Here is a 17265-nt window from a genome sequence, read left to right on the forward strand (position 1 = left end):
GCGGGGTCCACGCCCGCCGCCGCCACCGGCCGCGCCGAAGAAGGCGTCCATGATGTCGCTGAACGGGAAGCCGGCACCGAAGCCCGTCAGGCCATGGAGACGAGCGGCGCGGGGTAGCCGGGGACGCCCGAGGGGAGCTTCCACGGCTCGTGGATCACCCGCTTCGGCAGGGTGGCGAGCTCGGGGACGTAACGGCGGACGTACTCACCCTCCGGGTCGTACCTCTTGGCCTGCCGGATGTGGTTGACGGGCCGGTTGGGCCGGGTGTCGTTGCCGGTCCCCGCGACCCACTGCCAGTTGCCGTAGTTGTCGGCCACGTCGCCGTCGAGCAGCCGCTCGAAGAAGTGGTCGGCCCCGACACGCCAGTCGACACGCAGCCGCCTGACGAGGAACGAGGCCACGATCAGGCGGGCCCGGTTGTGCATCCAGCCCTCGGCGAGCATCTGCCGGATCCCGGCGTCCACGATGGGGATTCCGGTCATGCCCTCCCGCCACGCCTGCGCCGCGTGCTCGTCGTCGCGCCACTCGTGCCCGCGTGGGCGGTAGTCGTCCCGGTTGATCCGCGGGAAGGCCCGGGTCACCTGATGGAAGAAGTCCCGCCAGCACAGCTGCCTGACGAACTCGCCGGTGTCCCCGGCCTCCCCGGCCAGCGACTCCAGCTCCAGCGGCGAGACACAGCCGAAACGGAGATAGGGACTGAGCCTGGAGGTGCGGTTGCCCGCCATGTCGTCGTGGCCGTCGGCGTAGTCGTCCACGCAGTGTCTCAACCACTGCTCCATCCTCCGGCGCCCGGCCGTCTCACCACCCCTGAACAGCTCGTACGTCTCGTGTCCGGGCTCGGGCAGCCTGCCGGGGCTCAAGCCCTCGGGGACATGGACCACGCCGGGAGCCTTGAGCACCCCCCTGCGTGGTTGCCGGCTCCAGGCCCGCCAGTAGGGGGTGAAGACCCGGTAGTGGTCACCGCCGCCCGACGGCCTGAGCGCGTCCGGCGGCACGACCGTCAGTCCGGGGAAGGCGCGGAACTCCACCCCCGCGCGCTCGCACTCCACCGCCAGGCGCCGCTGCCTGCGGTGCGCGAGGGTGCTGACGTCCATGCCGGTGTGGACCGCCCCGGCCCCCGACTCCCCCGCCAGGCGCATCGTCTCCGCGACCTGATCCCCCTTGCGCACCACCAGCTCACCGCCCCGCTCGCGGAGCGATCCGCGCAGGTCGGCCAGGCATTCGGCGAGAAATCCCAGGCGGTTGCCCGCAGGTATGCCGGGGTCGAGGACGAAGAGTGGTATGACATGACGTGCGCGCTCGCACGCGGCGGCGAGCGCCGGGTGATCGTGCACCCGGAGGTCGCGGCTGAACAAGACGATCACAGTATCGGTCACGTTTCCCCTTCGCCGGGTCACGCTCCGCCGGTTGCATCCGCCGGGGCTCGGAATTCGAAGGAATTTCCGGGGCGCGACCGCTCGTGTCGCCGGTCACGCTGGTACGGCGGTAGCGGGCTTGAAATGGGATGAGATGGAAAGGCAGCGACAGGTGACCGCTGACGAGGAGCCGGGATACGGCATCGGCGCCGTCTCACGACGCCTCGGCGTGCCCGCCCCCACGCTGCGGACCTGGAACCTACGCTACGGCGTGGGTCCGAGCCGCCGGAGCCCCGGGGGGCATCGGCGCTACGACGCCCGCGACCTGTGGCGCCTGGAGGAGATGAACCGGCTCATCAGGAGCGGGGTTTCCCCCTCCGACGCGGCACGGGAGGTCCTGAGGATCGAGGTCGTCCCACCGGCGGCTCCGGAGGCGGGTACCGAGGAGATCCCCTCCTCTCCCGCGGCGGAGCGGCCCGGCGTCCCCACGGCGGCGATGCTGGCGCGGGCGGCGATGACACTGGACAGCCGAACCGTCTACGACTGGATAGAGGCGTCGCTGGTCAGGCACGGCGTGCCGTGGACCTGGGAGCGGCTGGTGCTGCCGGTCTTCGAGACGATCTGCGACCGCCAGGCCGAGAGCGGCGCGAGCGTCGAGATCGAGCACCTGTTCTCCGACCGGCTGCTGGCGGCGCTGATCCGGCTCACCACGCGTCCCGCCCAGCCGGTCAACACCCGCCCCGTGCTGCTCGCCTGCGCCGAGGACGAGCAGCACAGCCTGCCGATCTACGCGCTGGCCGCCACGCTGACCACCGACCACCGGGTGGAGACCCGGGTGCTGGGTGCCAGGACCCCGTACCCGGCGCTGGCGGACGCGATGCGCCGGTTGGGCCCCTCGGTGGTCTTCGTCTGGTCCCAGCTGTCCACGACCGGTGATCCCGCCCCGCTCGCGTCGCTGCCCGCGCTCCGCCCGCCGAGCCTGGTCGTCGCGGGCGGTACGGGCTGGTGGGAGGGGCTGCCGGCGCCGGTCCCCCACGTCACGTCGTTCCAGGACGCGCTCACCCGCGTCCTCGCCGCTCTGGCCTGAGTTCCGGCTTTTCGCCGGCGGGCCGGACCCCCTTCTCCCCTCCCGTTGACCGGCGTGCCGCCGTGCCCTGCTTGCGATCACGTCGACCGGCCAGGTATGAATAGGTTTTGAATAAGTTTTCTCGACGAACGGAGGCGTCATGACGGACAACCTGAACATCCGGTTCGCCCAGGGCGACGATGCGGCCCTGGCCGAGTGCTTCACCGCCCACGGCGCCCTCGTCCGCTCCTACCTGCGGCGATTCGTACCGCAGCAGGAGGTCGAGGACCTTCAGCAGATCGTGTTCGCCGAGGTCTGGCGGTCACGGCACCGCTTCGACCCGGCCCGCAGTCTCCCCGCCTGGATGCTCGGCATCGCGCACAAGCGCGCGGTCGACCAGCTTCGGATGCGCACCCTGCGTACGGTGCCGCTGGACGTGGTGGCGGATCCGGCCGGCGACGACGGCAGGATCGACGGCGACGGCATGGCCGAGCGCGACCAGGTGCGCTGGGCGCTGACCAAGCTGCCCGGGCCGCAGCGCCAGGCGATCGAGCTGGCCTACTACGGCGACCTGACCCAGCGGGAGATCGCCGAAAGGCTGAGCGTCCCGCTCGGCACGGTCAAGGCCCGTACCGCCCGCGGCCTGCGCCGCCTGTCCGACATCCTCATCCTGGCCGCGGCGTGAACGGCTGGACGGACGGCACGGTCGTCATGGAGCGGATCTTCGCCAACCTCCGGCTCCGCGCGCTGCTGGAGAGCGACTGGCGCCCCCGGGACCTGGTGTCCTTCCACACCCGGCACAAGATGCAGCTGCTGGCCCACCACCCCGTGGCCTACCGGCAGGCGGGGCGGGTGGTGGCCCAGGCGGGCACGCGCCCCCGCGAGGAGCTGGCCGCCGACTACGCGCGCCTCTTCCGCGCGGCGTTCGCCGTCGAGGCCGGCATCGGCCGCAACGTCAACGTCCTGCAGCACTGCATGGGCATGCTGGGCGGCTCGCTCGACCCGGCGCACCGGTCCGAACTGGCCCGGGCCATCGCCTCCTACCAGGCCGGTCAGGTGGCGCTGAGCGTCCCGGCGGCTCTGCTGTGCGGCTACGCCCGGGGCGAGGCCGCGCGGTACGTACGGGATCAGACGTTCTTCTCCCCGTACTCGGAGGATCTTCGCGACCAAGTGACCGACTGAGCCCGTGGCCGTCGCGGCGGTCAGCCGGGCGGATTCAGTCTCACCACCGCGAGGGAGCGGGCGGGCAGGGACAGTTCCTCCCCCCGCACCGTCGCCGACGCCTCCGAGGCGAGCAGGATGTGGCCGGGCGCGGACCGTCCTGGCCCGAGCCTGACGGTGAGCGGGACCGGGCCGAGGTTGGCCGCCACCCTGAGTCCTCCCCGGTGGACGACCAGCCAGGACTCGCCGTGGTCGACCCGGACCCGGTCCAGCCTCGGGTCCGTCAGCTCGGGATGTGCCCGGCGCAGCGCGATCAGGGCCCGATACCAGTCGAGATGGGCCCGGTGGGCGTCGTCGTCCAGCTCGCTCCAGTCGAGCTTGGAGCGCAGGAAGGTCAGCTCCTCGCCGGGGTCGGGGGCCTTCTCCGCCCAGTCGTCGTAGCCGAAGCCGACGAACTCCCGCCGCCGCCGGTCGGCCTCGCCCTCGCGCAGCTGCGGCTCGACGTGATCTGTGAAGAACAGGAACGGCGTGCGCGCGCCCCACTCCTCCCCCATGAACAGCATGGGAGTGAACGGCGAGGTCAGCAGGAGCCCGGCGGCCAGCCGGAGCGCCTCGGGCGCCAGCCGGTCGCCCTCCGCGCGGTTGCCGATCTGGTCGTGGTTCTGCGCGCAGCAGACGAAGCGGTAACCGGGCAGGTGGGCCGCCGATCGGCCGTGGGACCGCCCCCGGAAGGACGAGTAGGTCCCGTCGTGGTAGTAGGCGCGGGTCAGCACCTTGGGCAGTGCCCCGTAGAAGTCGTCGTAGTAGCCGTGCCGCTCCCCGCTCACCGCCACGTGCAGGGCGTGGTGGACGTCGTCGTTCCAGGCGGCCGCCAGGCCGTACCCTCCGGCCTCGCGGGGGGTCATCAGCCTGGGGTCGTTGAGGTCGGACTCGGCGATGAGCGTCAGCGGCCTGCCCACGGCCGCCGACAGCGCCTCCGTCTCGGCGGCGATCTCCTCCAGCAGATGGACGGCCCGGTCGTCGCGCAGGGCGTGCACGGCGTCCAGCCGCAGGCCGTCGACGTGGTAGTCGCGCAGCCACTGCATCGCGTTGCCGACAAGGTAGGCGCGCACCTCGTCGGAGCCGGGGCCGTCCAGGTTGACCGCCTGCCCCCAGAAGGAGGAGGCGGTGGAGTGGAAGTAGGGGCCGAAGGGGGTGAGGAAGTTGCCCGAGGGACCGAGGTGGTTGTAGACGACGTCGAGGATCACACCGAGCCCGCGCCGGTGGCAGGCGTCCACGAGGCGCTTGAGCCCGTCAGGGCCGCCGTAGTTGTCGGTGACGGCCCACAGGTCCACGCCGTCGTAGCCCCAGTTGCGCCCGCCGGGCACCGGCGGCACCGGCATGATCTCCACGAAGTCGACGCCGAGCTCCGCCAGGTGTTCCAGCTTGCCGATCGCCGCGTCGAAGGTGCCCTCGGGGGTGAAGGTGCCGATGTGCAGCTCGTAGATGACCGAGCCCGGCAGGTCACGCCCCCGCCACAGGGCGTCCCCCCACTCGAAGCGGTCGTGGTCGTAGAGCCGGCTCGGGCCGAAGATCCCCTCCGGCTGCCAGCGGGTACGGGGGTCGGGCAGCGCCTCGCCCCCGTCCAGCCGGAACCGGTAGTCGGTGCCGTGCCCGGCACCGGGCACCTCCGCGAACCACCAGCCGCCGCCCGCGGACGACATCGGATAGCGCACCTCGCCGATCTCCACATCCACCGCCGTCGCCCGCGGCGCCCAGACCTCGAACATGGTCAGTCCCTTTCCAGGAGTGCGACGGGGTGGACCGAGAGCAGGTGGGCGAGCGGGATCCTGCCGGTGTGCTCGGCACCGGAGAGCAGGTCCCGCCAGGTACCGTGCGGCAGGGTGAGCGTTCTGCTCCCCCAGCCACCGCGCCGCTCCAGGCCGACCGGCAGCCGGGTGGCCACCGCCACCGCCCGTTCCCCCCTGGCGAAGGCGACCGCGTGCTCCCCGGCCTCGATCGGGACGTACGGCGCCGCGGGGTCCAGCCTCCGCCGCAGGTCCAGCGCCCGGCTGGTGATCGCCAGCTTGGCCTCGTCCCAGGACAGGCCCTCGGTGGCGGGACTCGGGTGTGCCTGCTCCGGATGGGCCTGGCTCGCGTGAGCCTGGGCCGCCGAGAGCATCCGGCGGCGCAGCGGGAAGTCGACCGGGCGGCGGTTGTCCGGGTCGACCAGGGAGAAGTCGGTGATCTCGTTGCCCCAGTAGAGGTCGGGCACGCCGGGCAGCATGAGCTGGACGAGCTTCTGGCCCAGCGAGTTGGACCTGGCGTACGGCTCGATCCGCGCGGCGAACTCCTTGATCGAGGCGCCGCACTCCTCGACGGCCCGGGTGACGAAGTCGCGGATGCCGCACTCGTAGGCCGGGTCGGGGGCGGCCCAGGAGATCGAGGTCTTGGCCTCGCGGGCCGCCTTGAACAGGTAGCCGAAGAACCTGTCGGGGCCGATCGGCCAGGAGGCCATCAGGTTCTGCCAGGCCAGGTAGTCCAGGGCCGGGTCGAAGGAGACCTTCGAGGACCACTCGCCGACCGCCGCCGCCCACTCCTGGGGAAGCTCGGACAGCACGGCCAGCCGGGCCCGCACGTCCTCCGAGCGCTTGGTGTCGTGGGTGGACAGTGTCGTCATCGTGCCCGGCGACATCCGCCGGCAGAACGCGTGGAACTCCTCGATCGGCTCGCCGAACCTGTCGGGCTCGCCGCCCACCTCGTTCAGGCAGGACAGCGGGTACCAGCGGTAGAGGGCGGTGTCCTCCACGCCCTTGGCCATCACCGGGCCGCAGGTCTGCTGGAAGCGGACGACCGCCTCGGCGGGCCCGGCCAGCACCCGCTGGACGACCTCCGCCACCGGGGCGCCCTCGGGCAGCCGCCCCGCGGCGACCTGTCCGGCCTCCTCGACGATCTGGGCCGAGATCTCCGGCACCGGCTCGCCCGGCACCGCGTAGGCCCGGTAGACCGGCATCGCGGCGAGCAGCTCCACCAGCGTCCGGCGGTCGGAGCCGACGACGGCGTGCAACCTGTCGATCTCCGCGTCGAAGAACAGGCTCAGCACCTCCGCCTTGGACTCGCGGACCACCGCGGCGTAGCCGGCGGGCATGCCGGTCTGCAGGGTGAACAGCTCCACCAGCGGCTCTTTCCCCGCCGGGTCGACGAACAGCCCGGTGATCCGGTTGAGCACCTCGTAGCCGGTGGTCCCGTCGCACTCCCAGTCCGCGGGCAGCCGCTCGGAGCCGATCAGGATCTTCTCCGCCACGGTCCACACGCCCGAGGCGGCGCGCAGCCGCGACAGGTAGCCGCGCGGCTCGGCGAGCCCGTCGGGGTGGTCCACCCGCAGCCCCTGGATGACCCCCTCCCGGACCAGCGAGAGGATGACGGCGTGCGTGGCGTCGAACACCTCCGGGTCCTCCACCCGCAGCCCGATCAGCGAGGACACGTCGAAGAACCGGCGGTAGCCGGGCCCGCGCCGCCAGTCGACCAGCCGGTAGTTGGTGTCCGGCAGCGGGAAGACGTGGTCGTGGTAGCGCAGCACGTCGCCGTCGACCACCGCCTCCCCCGAGTCGCCGAGCACCGGCATGTTCACCTTGCCGTCGCCGCCGGCCCAGTCGATGTCGAACCAGGACGCGTACCGCGACTTCTGCCCCTCGGCGAGCACCGACCACAGTTGCGCGTTGCCCGACTCGGGCACCGGGACCGTCATGTGGTTGGGCACGATGTCGACGACGATGCCGATCCCGTGCTGGGCGAGCGTCGCCGACATCGCCCGCAACCCCTCGATCCCGCCGAACTCCTCGCGGACGCGCGAGTGGTCGGTCACGTCGTAGCCGTGCCGCGACTCCGGCACGGCCTGCAGGATCGGCGACAGGTAGACGTGGCTCACCCCCAGATCCCGCAGGTACGGGGCCAGCTCGGCCACCTTGTCGAATCCGAAGTCGGGGGTCAGCTGGAGCCGGTAGGTCGAGACCGGCACCTCGTAGGAGTCGGGCGAGGGCGGGGGCTCGGGTACCTCCTCGGGGAATTCCACCGGCTCCGGCACGTTCTCGCCGAACAGTGCCGCCCCGGGGTCCGCCGGGACCTCGCCGTGGGCGACCTGCGGCGGGACCACACCGGGCACCGGCTCTCGCGGTACCACGGTGGGCACGGGCTCGGGCGGGACCACGGTGGGCGCGGGCTCCAGCGGAGCGGGCTCGGGGGTGGGTTGCGTGATGGGCTCAGACACGGCGCAACACCCTCACCGAGCGGCCGACCACCGGCACGCTCTCCCCGGCCCGGCAGACCCGGGTGTCAACCGTGATCGGCATCGCCGTGTCGATCTCTGTCAGCCACATCTCACCGTAGTCCTTCGGAAGGGTGAACTTGATGACGTCGTGGTGGGCGTTGAACAGCAGCAGGAACGAGTCGTCGACGATCTGCCGCCCCCTGCGGTCGGGCTCGGTGATGGCCTCACCGTTCAGGAAGACGGCCAGCGACCTGGCATAGCCAACGTTCCAGTCGGCGTCGGTCATCTTCTCCCCTCTCGGAGTGAGCCAGGCGATGTCGCTGAGGTTCTCCTCGGAGCCTCGTACGGGCCGCCCGTAGAAGAACCTGCGCCGCCGGAAGACCGGGTGGTCGGCGCGGAGCCTGGCCAGCCGCCGGGTGAACTCGAGCAGCAGCCAGTTCTCCCTGACGTCGGACCAGTCGACCCAGCTCAGTTCGTTGTCCTGGCAGTACACGTTGTTGTTGCCCCGCTGGGTGCGGCCCAACTCGTCGCCGTGGGAAATCATCGGAACGCCCTGGGACAGGAAAAGAGTGGTCAGGAAGTTGCGCTTCTGCTGCTCGCGCAGCGACTCGATGGCCAGCGAGGCGGGCCCCTCCTCACCGCAGTTCCAGGAGCGGTTGTCGTCGGTGCCGTCCCGGTTGTCCTCGCCGTTGGCCTCGTTGTGCTTGCCGTTGTAGGAGACGAGATCCTGCAGGGTGAACCCGTCGTGGCAGGTGACGAAGTTGATGGAGGCGGCGGGGCGGCGGCTGTCGTCCTGGTAGAGGTCGCTGGAGCCGGTCAGCCTGGAGGCGAACTCGGGCAGCGAGGCGGGCTCGCCCCGCCACAGGTCGCGGATCGTGTCGCGGTACATGCCGTTCCACTCGGTCCACCTGGCGGGGAAGTTGCCCACCTGGTAACCGCCGGGGCCGACGTCCCACGGCTCGGCGATCAGCTTGACCTGTGACAGCACCGGGTCCTGCTGGACCAGGTCGAAGAAGGCGCTCAGCCGGTCGACCTCGTGCAGCTCCCGCGCCAACGTCGCGGCCAGGTCGAACCTGAAACCGTCCACGTGCATCTCGATGACCCAGTAGCGGAGCGAATCCATGATCATCTGAAGCACGTGCGGGGAGCGCATGAACAGGCTGTTGCCGGTGCCCGTGGTGTCCAGGTAGTACCGCCTGTCGTCGTCGACCAGACGGTAGTAGCCGGTGTTGTCGATGCCCCGCATGCTCAGCGTCGGGCCCATGTGGTTGCCCTCGGCCGTGTGGTTGTAGACCACGTCGAGGATGACCTCGATGTTCGCCTCGTGCAGGGCCTTGACCATGGCCTTGAACTCCAGCACCTGCCCGCCGCGCTGCCCGGTGCTGGAGTAGGCGTTGTGCGGGGCGAAGAACCCGATGCTGTTGTAGCCCCAGTAGTTCGTCAGCCCCCGCTCGACGAGGACGTGGTCGGTGACGAACTGGTGTACCGGCATGAGCTCGATCGCCGTCACCCCGAGGGCGGTCAGGTGATCGATGATCTCCGGATGCCCGATCGCCGCGTAACTGCCCCGGATCCGCTCAGGGATCTTCGGGTGGTTGACCGTCAACCCTTTGACGTGCGCCTCGTAGATCACCGTGTTGTGGTACGGGGTGCTCGGCGGCCGGTCGTGCCCCCAGCCGAAGAACGGGTTGATCACGATGGAGCGCGGCACGAACGCGGCCGAGTCCGCGTCGTTACGGCTCTCCGGATCGCTGAAGCGGTAGTCGTACACCGCCTCGTCCCAGTTCACGTCCCCCTCGACCGCCTTGGCGTACGGATCGAGCAGGAGCTTGGCCGGATTGCACCGCTGTCCCCTCCGCGGATCGTACGGGCCGTGCACGCGGTAGCCGTACCGCTGTCCGGGACCGACGCCGGGCAGGTAGCCGTGCCAGACGAAGCCCTCACACTCGGTGAAGGTGACCCGTGTCTCCCGGTTCTCCTCGTCGAACAGGCACAGCTCGACGCGTTCGGCGGCCTCGGTGAAAAGCGCGAAGTTGGTCCCCGCGCCGTCGTAGGTGGCCCCGAGAGGATAGGGATCACCCGGCCATATCTCGATCATTGCACCGCCCCTTCAGCGGTGAACAGATATGCCCCGTCTCAGCCTGGCCATGCGCACATCTCCACTCCTGCGAAAGTGATCTCGGAGTCACCCGACGACATGCCTGGGCGGACCCGGGTCAGACCGGGGTCAGGCCGGGCGAAACTCCTGGGCCAGCGCGCGGATCGCGGGTTCGTACACGCGCGGACCCGCCCCGGCGGCGAACGCCTCCGCCGCCCGCAGGTGAACTCCGGCCCGCTCCTCGTCACCGTCGAGCAGGGCTAGCCGGGCCAGGCACAGGTCGGTCAGCGACCAGCCGAGCAACCGTCCCGTGTGCGGGGCGAGCCTGCGGTACAGGATCGTCCCCGCGACCCCGTCGCCGAGCGCCGCGCAGATCTCGCTGACCGCGTCCGGGACGAACCGGTAGGCCAGCTCGGGGCCGAGCGCCGCGAAGCCGTCGCGGGCGAGTTCGGCGAAGACCTCCCGTGCCGCGTCCGTCCTGCCCAGGTCGATCAGGGCCAGACAGCGCAGGATCCGCCAGGGGATCTGCCCCGGACGGTGGGCGAGCATCTCATCGGAGAGCGCGAGCGCCTCGCCCGCCGCGCCCTCGGCCCGCAGCTCCAGGAAGCGGAACGTCTCCCGCCGCAGCAGCGCGTCGCCCCTGCCCAGCGCCCCCTCCGGATGGGCCGCGCCGGACGCGTCGGCCGCGGCGAGCGCGTCCGTGAACCGCCCGGCCAGGTAGGCGTGGACCGCGCTCTGCCAGGCGGCCAGGCTGACCATCGAGGGGAGCCGCAGCCTCTCCGCGCTCTCCCGCAGCCAGGCCAGCAACTCCGCGGCAGGGCCCGCGGCGCCCTGGGCGTTCAGCTCGACGTACTCGTTCTCCCTGCCGATCCACTCGGTGGCCAGGTCGCCGGTGCGGCGGCCGATGTCCACGATCTCGGCGACGACCGCCCGCCGGCGGTCGTGATCGTGGCCGGACCGCAACAGGATCTCCAGGGCGATCAGCGTCCTGGACAGGGTCCGGTCCTCCCCGGTGCGGCGAGCCAGCCGCACCGCCTCCTCCGCCATCGCCACGCTTCGCTCGACGGGCCGGCCGGTGGAGCCGGTCAGCGCGGCGGCGGCGAGCAACTGGGCCCGCCACGGCGAGTCCTCCACGAGGTCGGAGGCGAGCACCCGGTCGATGCGCTCGGCCAGCCTGTCGATCCCGGTCATCTCCTCGTACATGGCCAGATAGATCGGGTTTGAGAAACCCAGCACCGCCCTGGCCAGCCGGTTGTCGTCGCCGAGCCCTTCGGCGGCCTGCGCGGCGGCCTCCAGCGAGGCGTGGGCCGCGCCGCTCGCCCCCGAAGCCGCCTGCGCCTCGGCCAGGTCCAGCAGGAGGTCGCAGCGGAGCCCGTTGTCGGCTCCCGGCAGCCGGTCGATCAGCGCGATCGCCTGTTCCAGGCTCTCCACCGCGTCCTCGTGGGCGAACTGCGCGGTCGCCTGGGCCGCCGCGCGCCGGGTGTAGCCGATGGCCCTGCCCGCCATCGCGGGAGTCAGCAGGCCCTCGCGGCAGTGGTGGGCGATCTCGGTCAGCCGCGTCCCGCTCCGTTCCTGGAGCACCTCCGCGATCCGCGTGTGCAGCCTCCTGCGGCGTAGCGGCGGCAGCGCCTCGCGCAGCACGTCGCGGACGATGTCGTGGACGAACCGGCAGCTCGGCCCCTCCCCTTCGACCAGCAGCCGGGCCCCCACGGCGGCGTCGACGATGTCGAGGACCCGCCCCTCGGGCAACTCCGCCACGCGCGTCAGGATGTCGGTCGCCGCCTCCCTGCCCAGCAGCGCCGCGACGGTCAGCACCTCCTCGGTGTCGGGCGGCAGGTGGGCCATCCGGCCGCGCACCACGTCCGAGAGCGCCGCGGGGGTCTCCCCCAGCTGTAGCACCTCGCCCAGGAAGAACGGATTGCCCGCGGTCAGCCTGCCCATCTCCCCGGCCCGTCCCGGGTCGGCGCCCGCCCGTCCCAGATACTCGCGGATCTCCTCCTCCGCCAGGCCGCGCAGCAGGAGCCGCCGCACGTGCGGCAGCCGGAGCAGCACGCCGAGGGTGCGCTCCAGCGACTCGCCGGGACGCACGTCGGTGTCGCGGTACGTGGCCACGACCGCCAGCTCCGGGCAGAGCCGGGTGGAGGCCAGGAACTCCAGCAACCGCAGCGAGGAGGTGTCCGCCCATTGGAGGTCGTCCAGGACCACCAGCACCCGGCCGTACTCGTTCAGCAGCCGGGCGAACGCCTCGTACAACTCGAACTGCCCCGCCTGCCCGGTCCCGGTCCTGGCTCCGGCTCCGGCGAGTTGCGGCAGTTCGCCGACCCTGCCGACCAGGTCCTGCACCGCCTGCGTCCAGGGCCAGAAGGGCGGCGCGCCGGTGCCGTCCCAGCAGCGGCCCCACACCACCCGCCGGCCCCGCGCCCGCGCGACGCCGGCCGCGTACTCGGCGAGGCTGGTCTTGCCGATACCCGGCTCCCCGGCGAGCAGCACCACCCGGTGCCCGTCTCCGGTGACCGCCCGCTCCAGCACTCCGGCCTCCGCCTGCCGGCCTACCAGCCCGGTGCCGTTCTCCGGCCCCGCCGCCCCTGCCGCCGTCTCGGCACCGGTCGCCGCCGCCACGACGGCTGTCCTTCCCGCGTCGGCCGCATCCGCCGCCCTGCCCACCTCCGCCGTGTGCCTGGGCCTCAGCGCGGGATCCTGGCCGAGGATGCGCCGCTCCATCTCCCGCGACCGGGGGTCGGGGTCCAGGCCCAGGTCCTCCATCAGCAACCGGCGTCCCTCGGCGAGCAGGCCGAGCGCGTCCGCCTGCCGCCCCGCCTGGTAGAGCGCGTGGGCGGTGAGCGCCCGCAGCCGCTCCCTGAACGGGTGGGCGGCGACCAGCTTGGCCAGCCTGCTCGTCGCCGTCGTTCCCCGGCCGAGCGCGAGCTCCGCCTCGGCCAGGTCCTCCTCGATCGTCAGCCGCAACTCGATCAGGTGCGCGCGCTCCTCCGCCGCCCAGGAGGACTCCGCGAGACCGTCGAGCGGTTCTCCGTGCCACTCCCCCAGGGCCAGCCGCAGCTCCCGCACCGCCCCCTCGTGATCTCCCGCCGCGCCCAGGCTCCTGCCCTCGGCCATCTGCCCCCGCACCCTGCCCAGGTCAATCGCGGCGGCGGGGACGTCCAGGAGGTAGCCTCCCGGCCTGCTGGTCAGGACCTTCGGGGGCACCTCCCTCGGCCTGCCCGGCTCGAAGACGCGGCGGAGTTTGGAGACGTACGCCTGCACGGTGTTGAGCGCCCCCGGAGGGGGGGCGTCCTCCCAGAGGGCGTCGATCATCCGGTTCGGCCCGACCGGTCGCGGGGCCGCGAGGACGCATATCGCCAGCACCAGCCGCTGCTGGTAGGGGCCGATGTCCACTACCGCCCCGCTGTCGGCGGTCACCTCGACCGGGCCAAGCACACGAAAGTCCATCCGGCCACCTCGCTCGCGAACTGCGCCGATATTAACCTTTCGCACCAGCTGTCCCGTCCAATCCGTAACGGTCCCGGGGCTTCCGGCCCCGCATATTCTCAGTCGGACGCGTTAACCTCCGTCCAGACCACCCATCAGGGGGTTCCGGTGGACTGCCGGAGGACAACGGAGCTCTGGTCGCCGCCCTCCCGGGCAGCGGCCCTTCTTTACGAGTGGAGGACATGAGGAATGGGTGGATTCAAGAAGTTCCTACTGAGAGGGAACCTCGTCGAGCTGGCCGTGGCGGTCGTGGTCGGGGCGACCTTCAGCGGGCTGGTGCAGGCTCTGGTCAAGGACCTCATCACGCCGCTGATCGGGGCGGTCACCGGCGGCCGGGAACCGGACTTCTCGGATTACGTGTTCACCCTCAACGGCGCCAAGTTCATGTACGGCGACTTCATCAACCACCTGCTGAGCTTCCTGATCATCGCCGCGGTCATCTACTGGCTCGTCGTGATGCCGATGACCCGGCTGATCGGCTTCTTCGACCGGAACAAGGAGGCCACCGAGAAGGAATGCCCGGAGTGCCTCAGCAACATCCCGGTCGCCGCCAGGCGCTGCGCGTTCTGCACCGCGGTGCTGTCGGAGGTCCCCATCGCCGACAGGCCCCCGGCGTAGGAGCCTTCTTCCCCTGGGCGGCACGACCTTCCGGTCGGCCGGGAGGGTCCTTCGGAGGACAATGGGGGCGTGAGCTTCGAACTGGCCGTCTGGCACGAGCCCAAGCCGATCACCAGGGAACACGCCGAGCACGTCTTCCAGACCTTCCGCCATGGGAAGCCGCGTGGCGTGAGCCCCCACCCCGAAGGGCAGGAGCCCGAGGAGGGTCACCCCGGGGTGACGGCGTTCGTCGAGCGGCTTCCCGAGGCCGAGCGGCTCTCCGCGGCCTTCGCCCTGGTGACCGTGGACCTGGAACGGGCCGACGAGGTGGCGGCCGAGGTCTTCGCCCTGGCCGCCGAGTGCGGGCTGGTCTGCTACGACCCGCAGCGCGGCCTGGTGCACAACCTGTCTCCGCGCGGCGTCTATCCCGCCATGGAGATGCGTACGGGTGACGGGATGATCGTGGTCTCGCCGGACCTCCGGCTCATCCGTGACGCGCTCGCCGGCATGTCACCGCAAAACCCGTTCACGGCGCTGGTCGTCTTCGGCGAGCACTTCGTGCAGAGTTCGCCGGAGGTCTCGGGCTACGAACTGGAGTACAAGGACAGCGTCCGGAACCGGATGTTCCGCACCCATGTTCCCGACCTGGAGGCGGTGCAGACCGCTTTCACCGAGTACGCCACGGGAGAACGCGCCTTCCTGGAGCGCCATGACTGGCGTCTCGTGTCAGCTTCTCAGCCCTGAAGGGACTGAGCTTGCAGTTCCTCGCCGTCGGTGGCTTCGACGGTCTGGTCCGCGTCAGGCAGCGTGACTCACTGCCCAGCTTGTAACACCGCGTGCGGCGATGTTACGAGCCGCGTTGACGTCGGCGTGCTCAGCGAAGCCGCACGACGTACAGGAGAAGGTCGCCTGGCCGGGCCGGTTCTTCTTGTCCACATGCCCGCAGGCCGAGCAGCCTTGCGAGGTGTAGGCCGGATCGACGTGAACAACGGCGACGCCCTGGCGGGCGGCCTTGTAGGCGATGAAGCCTCCCAGTTGATGGAAGCTCCACGAGTGCAGCGTGGCCCGCTGGGGCTTGCGGAGCCGTACCCGCTCGCGGATGCCCTGGAGGTCTTCCAGGGCGATGCCGCGTCCGGTGCGTTGCGCCTCGGCCACGATGCTTTTGGAGATGCGGTGGTTGACGTCCCGGGCGAACCGGGACTCCTTACGTCTGCGGGCTTTCAGCAGGCGTTTGGCGGACTTGGTCTGTTTGGCCTGCAGGCGGCGGCGCAACTCCCGGTTGCGGTGGCGGACCGCGTTCAGGTGCTTGCCCGAGTGCCGCTCACCGTCGCTGGTGGTGGCGATGTTGGCGATGCCGAGGTCGACGCCGAGAAAGGCGTCGGGTTCGGTGACGTCGACATCGGGGACGTCGCAGGTGGCGATCAGCAGCCACATGCCGTCGCGGTGGATCAGGTCGGATTCGCCCTTGCGGTAGGCGGCCAGCGCGTGGGCCTGGTCGTCGGAGCAGGCGAACCGGATGCCTTTCATCCGGCCGCCGGTGGTCCAGATGCTCACGGTGCGGGCCTGGACCTGCCAGGACAGGCACCGATCGTCGAACGGCTGGGCGGCGTCGGGGCGGAAGGCGACCGGCTTGGTGAGGGGCTTGCGGAGTCTTGCCTTCGCCTGGGCTTTCACCGTCGTGTAGGCGTCGGTGACCTTCTTGATGACGTGCTGGGCGGGCTGGGCCGACAGGCCCATGGCCTTCAGTTCGCCGTAGGTGTGCACCCGCAGGTCGTAGTTGCGGAACGTGTTGGTCTCCCAGGCGATCCGGGAGACGAGGTTGGCGGCTTCGTTGCACAGGCGCAGTGTGTCGGCCAGCGCCGCCTCCTGGGCGGGCGTGGGGAACAGCCGGACCTGCACAACGAATTTCACATTGTGAATTTTAGCGTTGATTCGCCGAACGCGCGGCACCGTATGCGATTCCTCTCGGGCCTGAAGGCCCGAGGTTCCTCGCAAACACCTGCTGACTCTTCTGCTTGTCCGCCGTATGCGCTGTGGTTCCAGGTGGTTTGACCCGACAATGCGCAGGGCGCTCGCTGCGGTGGACGAGGTTTTGAGGTGGTTCGACTCGACAGTGCGCGGGGCGTTCGCGGTGCTCGCTGCGGTGGGCACGGCGAACAACCCGCACAGCACACGACGAAAAACTCATCACACGAGGCACAGTGAACAACCCGCACCTGGAGACCCCCGGGCCCGCACCGGAAAGCTCCAGATCAGTCATTCACCGGGAAATCGGACACCCACCTGTGCGCGTACCTCGTCCAGGATGCCCATCACGTCCAACGTCGCCTGCCACGGCACCAGTGGGCTCTCCAGCAGCCCCTCGCGCAGGCAGCGCATGGCCTCCGCCGCCTCGTGCAGCATGCCGGTCCCCTCGAAGGGGACGTGGAAGGTCTCCGGCTCACCGCCCACGCGGTGCAGGACGATGGTGTCGGGACGGAAGAACGGGTTCGGCAGCTCGATCCGGCCGAGCGGACCGGAGATCGACGCGGTGACCGGGCTGCTTGCGGTGATACCGCAGGAGAGCAGGGCGACGGCTCCGCCGTCGTAGCCGAGCAGCACGCCGGTGTTCTCGTCCACGCCCTCGGGGGTCAGCCGCGCCCAGGACCGCACCCCGGCGGGGACACCGAGCACGAGGTGGGCGAAGGAGATCGGGTAGACGCCCAGGTCGAGCAGGGCGCCGCCGCCCAGCTTCGGGTCGCGGAGCCGGTGGTCGGGCTCGACGGAGACGGAGATCGAGAAATCGGCGTGCACGGAGTCGACCGGACCGACGGCCCCGCCCTCGACCAGCTCCACGAGCTTGCGGATGCCCGGGACGCAGCGCATCCACATGGCCTCCATCAGGAACAGGCCCCGCTCCCGCGCGAGGTCGACCAGCTTGGCGGCCTCGGCCTGGTTCAGCGTGAACGCCTTCTCGCACAGTACGGCCTTGCCCGCCTCCAGACAGGTCCGTACCGCGGCGTAGTGGGCGTTCTGGGTGTTGGCGACGTAGATGATGTCCACGTCCGGGTCGGCGGCCAGCTCGGCCCAGCTGCCGTGCGCCCGGGGGATGCCGTGCCGGTCGGCGAAGGTTCGCGCGGACTCCCGCGACCTCGATCCGACCGCGACCACCTCGGCGTCCGGCAGGAGCTTCAGGTCTTCGGTGAAGGTGGTGGCGATGCCACCGGTCGCCAGGATTCCCCACTTAATCGCACTCATGACGACATATCTCACCATG

12 protein-coding genes are annotated in these 17265 nt (G+C 70.8%); 5 read left to right on the forward strand and 7 right to left on the reverse strand.

Translation table 11 applies throughout. The features are described 5' to 3' along the window. Positions 1-86: 86 nt before the first annotated feature. Positions 87-1376: a deoxyribodipyrimidine photo-lyase gene (locus AB0J58_RS03895; protein WP_364209843.1), complete on the reverse strand. Its 1290-nt coding sequence runs from the start codon at positions 1374-1376 to the stop codon at positions 87-89. Positions 1377-1509: 133 nt separating this feature from the next. Between AB0J58_RS03895 and AB0J58_RS03900 the strand changes: the two genes are divergently transcribed. From AB0J58_RS03900 to AB0J58_RS03910, 3 genes are all read left to right on the forward strand, one after another. Next, entirely contained in the window at positions 1510-2442 is a 933-nt protein-coding gene (locus AB0J58_RS03900) for a MerR family transcriptional regulator (RefSeq protein WP_364209846.1), read from the forward strand. Between the two features lie 139 nt (positions 2443-2581). Beyond that, positions 2582-3106: a sigma-70 family RNA polymerase sigma factor gene (locus AB0J58_RS03905; RefSeq protein ID WP_364209848.1), complete on the forward strand. Its 525-nt coding sequence runs from the start codon at positions 2582-2584 to the stop codon at positions 3104-3106. Beyond that, a complete protein-coding gene (locus AB0J58_RS03910; protein ID WP_364209851.1) occupies positions 3103-3603 on the forward strand; it encodes a YbgA family protein in 501 nt (166 codons plus the stop codon). Before AB0J58_RS03905 ends, AB0J58_RS03910 begins: the two co-directional genes overlap by 4 nt. Before the next feature lie 20 nt (positions 3604-3623). Here the strand turns inward: AB0J58_RS03910 and treZ are convergent, their stop codons facing one another. The 4 genes from treZ to AB0J58_RS03930 all read right to left on the reverse strand — a co-directional run bounded on the left by treZ (position 3624) and on the right by AB0J58_RS03930 (position 13373). Further along, positions 3624-5351 (reverse strand): malto-oligosyltrehalose trehalohydrolase, encoded by a 1728-nt coding sequence (gene treZ / locus AB0J58_RS03915; RefSeq protein WP_364209853.1) that lies wholly within the window; start codon positions 5349-5351, stop codon positions 3624-3626. A gap of 2 nt (positions 5352-5353) precedes the next feature. Beyond that, the gene (treY, locus tag AB0J58_RS03920) at positions 5354-7828 is read right to left on the reverse strand and encodes a malto-oligosyltrehalose synthase (protein ID WP_364209856.1); all 2475 of its coding nucleotides are present in this window, start codon (positions 7826-7828) and stop codon (positions 5354-5356) included. Next, entirely contained in the window at positions 7821-9926 is a 2106-nt protein-coding gene (gene glgX, locus AB0J58_RS03925) for a glycogen debranching protein GlgX (RefSeq protein WP_364209859.1), read from the reverse strand. The genes treY and glgX overlap by 8 nt, the downstream gene beginning before the upstream one ends. A gap of 129 nt (positions 9927-10055) precedes the next feature. Next, the gene (locus tag AB0J58_RS03930) at positions 10056-13373 is read right to left on the reverse strand and encodes a BTAD domain-containing putative transcriptional regulator (protein WP_364209862.1); all 3318 of its coding nucleotides are present in this window, start codon (positions 13371-13373) and stop codon (positions 10056-10058) included. A gap of 228 nt (positions 13374-13601) precedes the next feature. On the opposite strand from AB0J58_RS03930, the gene mscL reads away from it, so the two are divergent. Beyond that, positions 13602-14030 (forward strand): large conductance mechanosensitive channel protein MscL, encoded by a 429-nt coding sequence (gene mscL, locus AB0J58_RS03935; protein ID WP_364209865.1) that lies wholly within the window; start codon positions 13602-13604, stop codon positions 14028-14030. A gap of 69 nt (positions 14031-14099) precedes the next feature. After that, a complete protein-coding gene (locus AB0J58_RS03940; protein WP_364209868.1) occupies positions 14100-14753 on the forward strand; it encodes a hypothetical protein in 654 nt (217 codons plus the stop codon). A gap of 54 nt (positions 14754-14807) precedes the next feature. On the opposite strand, the gene AB0J58_RS03945 is transcribed toward AB0J58_RS03940, so the two are convergent. Next, positions 14808-15920, reverse strand: coding sequence for a transposase (locus AB0J58_RS03945; RefSeq protein WP_364209871.1), 1113 nt, complete (start codon positions 15918-15920; stop codon positions 14808-14810). A gap of 345 nt (positions 15921-16265) precedes the next feature. Next, complete coding sequence (locus AB0J58_RS03950) at positions 16266-17246, reverse strand: Gfo/Idh/MocA family oxidoreductase (protein WP_364209874.1); 981 nt, start codon at positions 17244-17246, stop codon at positions 16266-16268. Positions 17247-17265 lie beyond the last annotated feature (19 nt).

Origin of the sequence: Streptosporangium sp. NPDC049644 (genome assembly GCF_040675205.1) — a bacterium.
Lineage (GTDB): Bacteria > Actinomycetota > Actinomycetes > Streptosporangiales > Streptosporangiaceae > Streptosporangium > Streptosporangium fukuiense.